We start from the raw sequence: 10,225 nt of genomic DNA on the forward strand, positions 1-10,225 counted from the left end.
AATTGACCGTCTCTTTCACAAAATCTTTATTACCTGTATAAAAACCAAACTGTGGGTCTGACAATTGCATAAAGAAAAACGGCTGTGGTGCAGGTGGATCTTTTTCACAACCCAGGCCACATAAAATGCACAGGAAAGCAAGGCAAAGCATTTTCGCTTGATGATAAGTTTTCATAGTCATTAAATATAATGAGCTTAAACACCTGTATTTCATTGAAATACCTTCATACTAATATAAGAAATTGGCGTAAAATTGTTATAGCATGCTATTCTAATTTCTATTAAATTTAATTATACCAAATCCTCATCCATCAGTACAACTCTATATGAAGATAAAGTTCTATTTACGCTGCTGTATTGTTTCTTTATTATGCCTACAAGCATGTCATGAAGAACAACTGCAGCAATTAGAAAGTAAAAATGGCTTTGCCGTGCTGCCCAAGGTACAGCCGCACTTGCAGGTAGCAGATTTTGCCGGCGGTTGTTTCTGGACCATGCAACAATGTATGATGGAAATAAAGGGTGTCAATAACGTAGTCAGCGGTTATGCTGGTGGCCACACTAAAAACCCTACTTATGAAACTGTATTGACTAAAACAACAGGGCATGCAGAAAGTGTACAGGTCTATTATGATCCGGCAGTGATCAGTTATAAAAAATTGGTGGAGTTGTGTTTTTACATGCATGATCCCACACAACAAGACCGACAGGGACCAGATATAGGCAGCGATTACCGGTCCATAGCCTTCCACCGCTCGGTTGAAGAATACAAAACAATCCGGAGGGTCATCGATAGCCTGGATAGCAGCCATTTGTACCCTGCGGCAATTGTAACAGAGATCAAACCTTTCAGCAGCTTTTACCCTGCAGAAAGTGAACATCAGGACTATTACCTAAAAAACCCATGGAATTTATACATTAGAAAAGTATCACAACCTAAAGTGGTAATGTTTAAAAAAAGATTTCCTACCTTGATCAAGAATGTTAAAAACCAACAATCTTAGATAATGTACATTAAAACTTTTTCCTTCCTCCTTTTGCTGCAGATATCCTTGTCTGTTTCCTGCTTTGCACAAAACTCATTTACCAATCCACTGCTGAAAAGCGGCCCTGATCCTTGGGTCATTCAACGAAAGGGCATATATTACTATATGCATACGGAAGGCAACAAAATTGTTTTGTATCAAACAAAAACCCTTTCAAAATTAAATACGGCAACTAAAAAAGTGGTGTATAGTGCTCCCGAAAGCGGTACAGGGTCCAAAAACATATGGGCCCCGGAACTGCATTACCTCAAGGATAAATGGTATTTATATTATACTGCGGGGTCTTCACCAGATTTAGCAACACAAAGAATGTATGTGCTCGAGAATACCCATGAAGATCCTTTACAGGGCACATGGGTAAATAAAGGGCAGATTAAAGATGATCAGGCTGATTTCTTCGCTATTGATGCCACCGTGTTTCAATATAAAGGAGCCAATTATATGATTTGGAGCGGTCATACCTCTAAATCGAATCAGGACCAGCATCTCTATATAGCGAGGCTCGCTGCTGAACCCTGGAAAATGGCCACACCAAGGGTCGAGATTGCTAAACCTGCTTATGAATGGGAGAAAATTGGCATCCCTGATGTCAATGAGGGGCCTGAAATTTTAATCAACAAGAAAGGTGCCGTATTTTTGGTCTACTCAGCCAGTGGCTGCTGGACAGATGATTATGCCTTGGGTATGCTAATGTTGAAAGAAAATGGCAATCCCTTGAATCCTGCACACTGGACAAAATCTGCCCAACCGGTTTTCACAAAAAGTGCTGAAAATGGTGCTTATGGCCCTGGACATAATGGCTTTTTTAAATCTCCAGATGGAAAAGAAGACTGGATAATTTATCATGCCAATGCAAACCCAGGTCTGCAGTGCAGCAATGAAAGGAACCCACGAATGCAGAAGTTTAGCTGGAATGCCGATGGAACGCCCAATTTTGGTGTTCCGGTAAAAATAAATACGCCAATATTAAATCCTTCAGGCGAAAAAGATTAACAAATAAATAAACCTTTAAACCAAATATAATAAGCATGAAAAATTTAAAACTCTATTTAGCGCTAGTTTTATTTACGCTCACTTTTCAGTCCTGTATAACGAGAAATGCGTCGGTAAGCACCGCTCCAAGGGAAATCTGGACTGTCGAAAAAGCCAATACCTGGTATCAACAATGGGGTTGGTTAAGGGGCAGTGATTTTATCCCCAGCACAGCTATAAACCAGCTAGAAATGTGGCAAAAAGACACCTTTGACCCTGCTACCATCGATAAAGAACTGGGATGGGGAGAAAGCATAGGTATGAATTCCATGCGGGTTTATCTCCATCACCTTGCCTGGCAACAGGATAAAGAAGGTTTCAAAAAGCGTGTTGCGCAATACCTTGACATCGCTGAAAAACACAAAATGTCTACCCTCTTTGTGTTTTTTGATGACTGCTGGAATGCAACTTATGAAGCAGGAAAGCAACCTGCACCTCAACCAGGTATCCATAACTCTGGTTGGGTGAGAGACCCGGGAGACCGCCTGTTTGATGATCCAACACTTACCGATACCTTGGAAGCCTATGTAAAAGATATACTGGCGACTTTTAAGGATGATAAAAGAATAGTGCTTTGGGATCTCTATAATGAACCTGGAAACTCTAACTATGGTAACAAAAGCTTGCCCCTGTTAAAAAAGGTATTTGAATGGGCACGCAGCGCAAATCCTAGTCAGCCACTTTCTGTCGGTGTGTGGAATAAAAGCCTGAAAGAGCTGACTGATTACCAAATCAAAAATTCTGACATCACCACCTACCATAACTATGGCGATCCACAGGATCATCAACAATGGATTGATACCCTTAGAAGTGTTTCCAAACGACCTTTAATTTGTACAGAATATATGGCCAGGTCAAGAAATAGTCTTTTCAGTAACATCATGCCGCTATTGAAAAAGGAAAACATAGGCGCTTACAACTGGGGCTTGGTTGCGGGCAAAACGAATACCAAATATGCATGGGATTTACCCATGAAAGATGGCAAAGAGCCCGAATTATGGTTTCATGAGATTTTTAACCCTGATGGTACTCCCTACAAACAGGCTGAAGTAGATTTAATTAAACAATTAACGGGCAAGAGATAAATATGCTTAAAAGAACGTTATATATACCGACCTGCATTGCTTATGGCATAATGGCACTCACCATTCTGGCAGGGTGTAATGCTTCAAGTAATGAACCTATGGATGAAAATAGCGCGTCGTTTACAAAAACAATTGATGGCAAAAAAGTACGCTTATTTGTACTACAGAACAAAAAAGGTGTCAAAGCCACCATCACCAATTATGGTGGGAGGCTGGTTAGCCTTTATGTGCCCGACAAAGATGGGCAGTTAGTAGATGTTGTGGCTGGCTTTAATGGTGTAGAGGGTTATATCAATTCTACAGAACCTTATTTTGGTGCCACCATTGGCCGTTTTGGGAACCGCATTGCCGGTGGCAAGTTTTCTCTGGAAGGCAAGGATTATACTTTATTTACCAATAATGGCGTAAATACACTGCATGGTGGCAAAAAGGGTTTCCAGGCTGTGGTGTGGGATCCTCAGCAGGTAAATGCAAGCACCTTAGAGCTGAGTTATCTTTCTAAAGATATGGAAGAAGGATTTCCAGGCAATTTAAAAGTTAAAGTAACCTATGAGCTGACTGAAGATAACGCATTAAAAATAAGCTATAAAGCCAATACAGATCAAACTACCGTAGTCAATCTCACTAACCACGCTTTCTTTAATTTAAACGGAGAAAGCAGTGGTTCTATATTAAATCATCAGCTACAAGTCAATGCAGACCGCTATACCCCTGTAGACAGTACATTGATTCCTACAGGTAAGCTTGAACCCGTAAAACATACACCGTTTGATTTTACAACAGCAAAGAACATAGGTTTTGAAATTGATGCCGCTAACGAGCAGCTTAAACATGGTAAAGGCTATGACCACAATTTTGTATTAGAGACCCACGATGCCAATACAGCAGTGGCCACTGTTATCGGCGATCAATCAAAAATCAAAATGCAGGTGTTTACTGATCAGCCCGGTTTGCAGTTTTATAGCGGAAATTTTATGCAAAGCAAAAATGTAATGAAAGGCAACCATAAGGATGACTTTAGAACTGCCTTTGCCTTAGAAACACAGCATTTCCCTGATTCTCCAAACCAGCCACAATTCCCTACTACCGTGCTTAAAGCAGGGCAGCCCTATGAAACCGTATCCATCTATAAATTTTCTATAGCCGATTAAGTAATCCAAGAGGTCCTTTTGCATTCAAAATCAAAAGGGCCTCTTTTCACTGGCAAATCATGCTGTACATTCGCCAACTTTTTGCGTATGATGTTGTTTATATAGCTATGAAAACGAACGCTATTTTTTTATGTTCACTATTCCTCATGGCCATTACGGTAAGTTTTTCTTGTAATGACAAGTTCAGCAAATCTATATTCAAAACACAAAGCCCTCATGAAGCCTATGAACAAAAGTTAAAAAATGCTGGATTGAATGGCAGTATTGTTTTTAACAAATGGATTCTGGCTGCACAGCGCAGCCTTTTACAGCCCGTAGAAATTAAAATTCCCTATCTTGAAAAAGGATACTTCTTAATGGAAAACCCTGAAGCTACGGGTTTAGTATTTGAAGCCCGGAATGGAGAACTCCTCCAGGTAAAATTCTCCCTGCACAGTACAGACAGTACTCAGCTCTTCCTTGACCTTTTTACCTTGCCTATTGATAGTACTAAGGGTCCTCAACACCTGGAATCTATAAAAACCGGTGAAAATGCATTAAGTTATATCATAGAAGAAACAGGTAGATATATAATCAGGATCCAGCCAGAATTGTTAGCGTCAGTTTCTTATGAGCTCGAAATTACTGCCGCCCCCTCCTTAGGAGACCCTGTTGCCCAAGCTGCTAAACACCATACAGGAAGTTATTATGGAGATGGTCGTGATGCCGGACAAAGGAAACATGAAGGTATAGATATTTTTGCTGCCCGCGCTACCCCTGCTGTTGCTGCTGCCGATGGAATCATCAGCCATGTTGGACTAAATAATCTGGGTGGAAAAGTGATTTTTCTGAAGCCAAATGGACGATCTATTAATTTATACTATGCACATCTTGACAGCCAGCTGGTGGCAAACGGAAAGATCGTAAAAAAAGGTGATACCATTGGACTTATCGGCAACACCGGGAATGCCATTACCACGGCCCCTCACCTTCATTTTGGCATTTATACTGCAAATGGTGCTGTAGATCCGCTTCCTTTTATTCAAAGCCGTAAATTGAATGCTGCAAAAATAACAGCCAATAGCAAAAGAATTGGCGATACGGTGCTGCTCAACCAAACTCCATCTATTATTCAAGCCGCTGCCGCTAATGGTTACCGGCTTATTCTACCCGACCAAAGTAAAACTTTCGTTGCTGAAAAGAGCATCAATCCGCTACTGAAGCCCATTAAATCCATCACACTTGCGCAAAGTCAACCCCTATACAATTTACCCAGGTTAAGTGCGGCAATCCTCAGGGAATATAATGCCGGGACTAAAATCTCCGTCTTTGGAAATTATAACGGTTTTTACTTTATAAAGAAAGACAATACCGTGGGGTGGATAAAGCAGTAAAACCTATAAAACACCTTTCAGCTCCAGCCATACATTTTCTGCCAGAATCTTCTGTCCTTCAGCAGTTGGGTGGATACCATCTTCCTGATTTAACTCCGGCTTCCCTCCTACACCTTCCAATAAAAAGGGAACAAATTCCATTTTATTCTTTTGAGCTATCGTTTTAAACATGGCATTGAAATCTGCCGCATAGCGCTGCCCCATATTTGGTGGCACCTGCATGCCTGTTAAAACAAGTTTTGCCTGCGGGTATTTGGCTTTTACTTTATTAATAATAGCTTGTAAATTAGCGGTGGTGGTGGCCACAGGAATCCCCCGAAGGCCATCATTGGCACCTAGCTCCAAAACAAATACCGCTACAGGTTGCTTGAGCAGCCAGTCGATCCTGCTTCTTCCTGCTGCTGAGGTTTCCCCGCTTAGCCCTCCATTAATGACTTTGTAAGGGAGGTTTAAAGAATCTATCTTTTTTTGAATCAATGCCGGGTAGGCCTCCTGCTGGTCAAGGCCATAACCTGCAGTCAGACTCGTACCAAAAAATAAAATATTTTTCTCTTTTACCGGCAAATCGGTAGCTACAGGCGCCACTTCTGTTGGCCGTACGTTTAAGGTCCGGTCCTCAGTTGCTTTTTTCTGATCATTGGCACATCCACTGAGCAAAATGCTACAGATGAACAAAGTGTGTCTTAAATTGTAAAGTAACATATATTCAATAGATGAACTTAAATATAGCTTTTCTTTGTTAATTTTAAGTCAGCAAAAAGCAAGCTATGCCAGAAAAAAATATCCTGAATATAGAAAACGTCAATAAGATATATAAGAGTGCCGGAAAAGAACTGATTGTGCTCAACCACATCAACTTTGCTGTTACAGCAGGCTCTACCCTGGCCATCACTGGTCCTTCAGGAAGTGGCAAAACAACGCTGCTGGGCCTCTGTGCTGGTCTGGACAGGGCCACGTCAGGGTCGGTCAATTTAAACGGTATCAACCTGGATCAGCTCTCTGAAGATGATCGTGCTGCTGTACGCAACCGTTATGTGGGTTTCATCTTTCAGAACTTTCAGCTGATGCCCACCCTCACGGCCCTTGAAAATGTAATGGTGCCTATGGAGCTGCGCAGGGAGAAAAACATTCGTGCACATGCCATGGACTTGTTAGACAAAGTGGGCCTGGCAGAGCGCGCGCAGCATTACCCGGTACAACTTTCTGGAGGTGAGCAGCAACGTGTATCTATTGCCCGTGCTTTTTCTAACCAGCCTGCTATCCTTTTTGCTGATGAGCCCACCGGAAACCTCGATGCTGAAACCAGTGAAAAAGTGGAGCAGCTGTTATTTAGCCTCAATACAGATGCAGGCACCACACTGGTTATTGTTACCCATGACCAGGAACTGGCCTCGCGAACCAGCAGAATCATCCGGCTAAAAGGCGGTGTTATCATTTATGATGGCCCCGTAGAAGAGTTTACCAGCAAAGGAAGACCTTAAATAATATGGCGGAAGAAAATTTACTACCCACAAGGTCAGTCAATATAGGCTGGTTGTTTAAAATGGCATGGCGCGACAGTCGCCGGCATAAATCACGTCTTTTTCTCTTTATTTCGGCAGTCATCCTGGGTATCGCGGCACTGGTGGCCGTGTACTCTTTTCGCGATAATATGCAACGTGACATTGAAAACCAGGCGAAGCTCCTAACCGGGGCAGATTTGATATTAGACAACCACAAGGCGCTGCCCAAAAAGGCTAAAGGCCTGATTGATACCCTTGGCGATGAGCGCGCAAGTGAAAGAAGCTTTGCCTCTATGCTTTATTTTATTAAAAATGAGGCCAGCCGACTGGTGCAGATCAGGGCACTGGAGGGCAATTACCCATTTTATGGGAACATTGAGACCACCCCTGTGGAGGCGGCTCAAACCTTTAGAACTGGCAGGAGAGCCTTGGTCGATCAAACACTACTCTTACAATATGGGGCAAAGATTGGCGACTCCATTAAAGTGGGCTCCCTTAATTTTGCCATTGAAGGTGCCATTAACAAAGTCCCCGGCGAGAGTGGCATAGCCTCTACAGTAGCCCCTGTAGTCTATATTCCCTTAAGCTACCTGCAGGAAACAGGGCTCACCAAAATAGGAAGCCGGGTGCAATACAAGTATTATTTCCGCTTTAACAGACCTTCAACTATCAATTATAAACTCAAGAAAATTCAGCCTGAGCTGGATAAGCTGGGTATGGATACAGAAACCGTAGCCTCGCGTAAAGAAGATACTGGCAGGAGCTTTAAAGATGTGAACCGTTTTCTTGCCCTCGCAGGTTTTATTGCCTTATTATTAGGTTGCATTGGTGTAGGTAGTGCCATCCATGTTTACATCAAAGAGAAAATGGGCACCATTGCCACCTTGCGTTGCCTGGGTGTTAAAGCCTGGGAAGCATTTATCATTTACCTCATCCAGATTTTCTTTATCGGTTTAATTGGGGCTGTGTTGGGTGCTGCTGCAGGGAGTTTAATTCAATACTTATTGCCTGCGGTTCTTAAAGATTTTATTCCCGTGGAGATCACCATGAAGGTATCCTGGCCGGCCATCACCCAGGGGATCATCTTAGGCGTCATCATCTCCATTCTTTTTGCCCTTCCCTCCCTGCTCAGTGTCCGCCGCATTTCGCCGCTCAATGCACTCAGGTTATCTTTCGAAAGGTCACAACGGAGAATAGATTTCTTACAATGGCTGGTGTACCTGCTCATCCTGGGCTTCGTTGTGCTGTTCACCTATTTCCAAATGCGCAACTGGATGGAAGCGCTGGTATTTTCTGCCAGCATCTCCATCGCCTTTCTGCTGTTATATGCCCTTTCTGGCATTTTAATGTGGCTTGTGCGCTTGCTGATCCCTTTTGTGGGTGGCTATCTATGGCGGCAGGGCTTCGCTAACTTGTACCGGCCAAATAACCAAACGGTCATGCTTACCGTAGCCATTGGCCTCTCCACGGCATTTATATGTACCTTATTTTTTGTGCAGGGGATCCTGATGAAAAGGGTTACCTTATCATCGGGAGAGACGCAACCCAACATGGTACTTTTTGACATTCAGAGCAGTCAGAAAGAAAAAGTGGCCACACTCACCAAAAAATTTGATCTTCCTGTCATCAGCCAGGTGCCCATCATTACCGTCAGAATTGAGGAGATCAATGGTAAAACTGCTGCCGATACTGCCGCCATGTCTAAACAAGATAGCGTGATGCCTGCCCAGCGTGCTTTTCGTGGGGAACTCCGGGTAACTTTCCAGGATAAACTAACGGATGCCGAGAAAATTGTAAAAGGCACCTGGTTTGGAGAGGTTAAAAATCCGGACGACATTGTTTATGTCTCGCTGGAAGAAAATTATGCCCACCGCATCAATGTAGATGTTGGAGATAAAGTGGTTTTCAACGTACAAGGTGTGATGATGCCCACGGTGGTAGGCAGCTTAAGGTCTGTAAACTGGAGCCGCATGCAAACCAATTTCCGTGTGGTATTTCCGCGAGGTGTACTCGAAGATGCACCACAGTTTCATGTGTTGATGACCAGGGTGCCCTCCAGTGAAAAGTCGGCAGATTTCCAGGCAGATGTTGTACGCAATTTCCCCAATGTTTCGGTGATAGACCTGGAACTTATTTTAAAAGTACTCGATGAGGTATTGTCTAAAATAGGCTTTGTTATTCAGTTTATGGCCGCCTTTAGCATGGCCACGGGATGGATTGTACTCATTTCTGCCGTGCTGACTAGCCAAAGTCAGCGCTTACAGGAAAGTGCTTTATTGCGCACTTTAGGAGCCAGCAGGAAACAAATATTAAGCATTACTGCTATAGAATACTTATTTTTAGGTGCCCTTGCTGCTGGCGCAGGGATGATTCTGGCCCTTGGTGCAAGCTGGGCATTAGCGGCTTATAGTTTTGAGAGTAGTTTTACTCCACCGCTATGGCCTATAGTCATCCTTTTTTCTACCGTCAGTTTATTAGTGGTCATCACCGGCATGTTGAGCAGCAGGAAAGTGTTAAACCATCCACCGATTGAAGTATTGAACACTTAAATCTTTAAACTTCAAATAAAGATAACCTTACCAATAGCTTGTTTTTTGCTAACCATAAACTAATCATTAACCCGGGCTTGCTACGGGTTTCCTACCGGGCTGCTAGCGGGAGGCTAGCGGAAATCCGCCAGAAAGCCGGTACCAACTCCCTCTGCAATCAGGCCCAATAGTTAGTGATTAGTAACTGATGGGTTAGAGATGAATTAGCCTGACGTAAAAAAGCCTGTACCCCTCGTAAAGGGCACAGGCTTTTGGATATTATATTTTAAAAATTGCTGACTAAGCTTCTAACCATTTTCTGGCATTTACAAAAGCAGCAATCCATGGTGTTACCTCATCCTGACGACCTGCTGGGTAATTTGCCCAGTTCCATTGGAAAATAGAACGTTCAATATGTGGCATCATCACCAGGTGTCTACCTGTAGTATCACACATCATGGCTGTATTGTAAGCAGAACCGTTAGGGTTAGCCGGGTAACTTTCGTAA

The 10,225-nt window shown here is 43.0% G+C and carries 9 protein-coding genes; 7 read left to right on the forward strand and 2 right to left on the reverse strand.

The window, feature by feature from the left end:
- Positions 1-326 precede the first annotated feature (326 nt).
- From msrA to ACR2F7_RS11145, 5 genes are all read left to right on the forward strand, one after another.
- On the forward strand, positions 327-1,004 hold the full coding sequence (msrA, locus tag ACR2F7_RS11125) for a peptide-methionine (S)-S-oxide reductase MsrA (RefSeq protein ID WP_432713636.1): 678 nt from the start codon (positions 327-329) through the stop codon (positions 1,002-1,004).
- Between the two features lie 3 nt (positions 1,005-1,007).
- Entirely contained in the window at positions 1,008-2,039 is a 1,032-nt protein-coding gene (locus ACR2F7_RS11130) for a glycoside hydrolase family 43 protein (RefSeq protein ID WP_432713637.1), read from the forward strand.
- Positions 2,040-2,074: 35 nt separating this feature from the next.
- The gene (locus ACR2F7_RS11135) at positions 2,075-3,163 is read left to right on the forward strand and encodes a glycoside hydrolase family 2 TIM barrel-domain containing protein (RefSeq protein WP_432713638.1); all 1,089 of its coding nucleotides are present in this window, start codon (positions 2,075-2,077) and stop codon (positions 3,161-3,163) included.
- 2 nt (positions 3,164-3,165) lie between these two features.
- Complete coding sequence (locus ACR2F7_RS11140) at positions 3,166-4,314, forward strand: aldose epimerase family protein (RefSeq protein WP_432713639.1); 1,149 nt, start codon at positions 3,166-3,168, stop codon at positions 4,312-4,314.
- Between the two features lie 107 nt (positions 4,315-4,421).
- A complete protein-coding gene (locus ACR2F7_RS11145; protein ID WP_432713640.1) occupies positions 4,422-5,687 on the forward strand; it encodes a M23 family metallopeptidase in 1,266 nt (421 codons plus the stop codon).
- A gap of 3 nt (positions 5,688-5,690) precedes the next feature.
- Here the strand turns inward: ACR2F7_RS11145 and ACR2F7_RS11150 are convergent, their stop codons facing one another.
- Entirely contained in the window at positions 5,691-6,389 is a 699-nt protein-coding gene (locus tag ACR2F7_RS11150; RefSeq protein ID WP_432713641.1) for an arylesterase, read from the reverse strand.
- Between the two features lie 65 nt (positions 6,390-6,454).
- On the opposite strand from ACR2F7_RS11150, the gene ACR2F7_RS11155 reads away from it, so the two are divergent.
- Complete coding sequence (locus ACR2F7_RS11155; RefSeq protein WP_432713642.1) at positions 6,455-7,168, forward strand: ABC transporter ATP-binding protein; 714 nt, start codon at positions 6,455-6,457, stop codon at positions 7,166-7,168.
- 5 nt (positions 7,169-7,173) lie between these two features.
- Positions 7,174-9,738, forward strand: coding sequence for an ABC transporter permease (locus ACR2F7_RS11160; protein WP_432713643.1), 2,565 nt, complete (start codon positions 7,174-7,176; stop codon positions 9,736-9,738).
- 279 nt (positions 9,739-10,017) lie between these two features.
- Here the strand turns inward: ACR2F7_RS11160 and ACR2F7_RS11165 are convergent.
- Positions 10,018-10,225 (reverse strand): phosphoribosylformylglycinamidine synthase subunit PurQ (locus ACR2F7_RS11165; RefSeq protein ID WP_432713644.1); only part of this gene is annotated, 208 nt, incomplete at its 5' end.

Source organism: Pedobacter sp. (genome assembly GCF_045628745.1).
Lineage (GTDB): Bacteria > Bacteroidota > Bacteroidia > Sphingobacteriales > Sphingobacteriaceae > Pedobacter.

Bases quoted from the DNA above. Each gene is read 5' to 3' on its own strand.
- ACR2F7_RS11145 (WP_432713640.1), top strand. From the start codon at position 4,422: ATGAAAACGAACGCTATTTTTTTATGTTCACTATTCCTCATGGCCATT.
- msrA (WP_432713636.1), top strand. From the start codon at position 327: ATGAAGATAAAGTTCTATTTACGCTGCTGTATTGTTTCTTTATTATGC.
- ACR2F7_RS11155 (WP_432713642.1), top strand. From the start codon at position 6,455: ATGCCAGAAAAAAATATCCTGAATATAGAAAACGTCAATAAGATATAT.
- ACR2F7_RS11150 (WP_432713641.1), bottom strand. From the start codon at position 6,389: ATGTTACTTTACAATTTAAGACACACTTTGTTCATCTGTAGCATTTTG.
- ACR2F7_RS11140 (WP_432713639.1), top strand. From the start codon at position 3,166: ATGCTTAAAAGAACGTTATATATACCGACCTGCATTGCTTATGGCATA.
- ACR2F7_RS11160 (WP_432713643.1), top strand. From the start codon at position 7,174: ATGGCGGAAGAAAATTTACTACCCACAAGGTCAGTCAATATAGGCTGG.
- ACR2F7_RS11135 (WP_432713638.1), top strand. From the start codon at position 2,075: ATGAAAAATTTAAAACTCTATTTAGCGCTAGTTTTATTTACGCTCACT.
- ACR2F7_RS11130 (WP_432713637.1), top strand. From the start codon at position 1,008: ATGTACATTAAAACTTTTTCCTTCCTCCTTTTGCTGCAGATATCCTTG.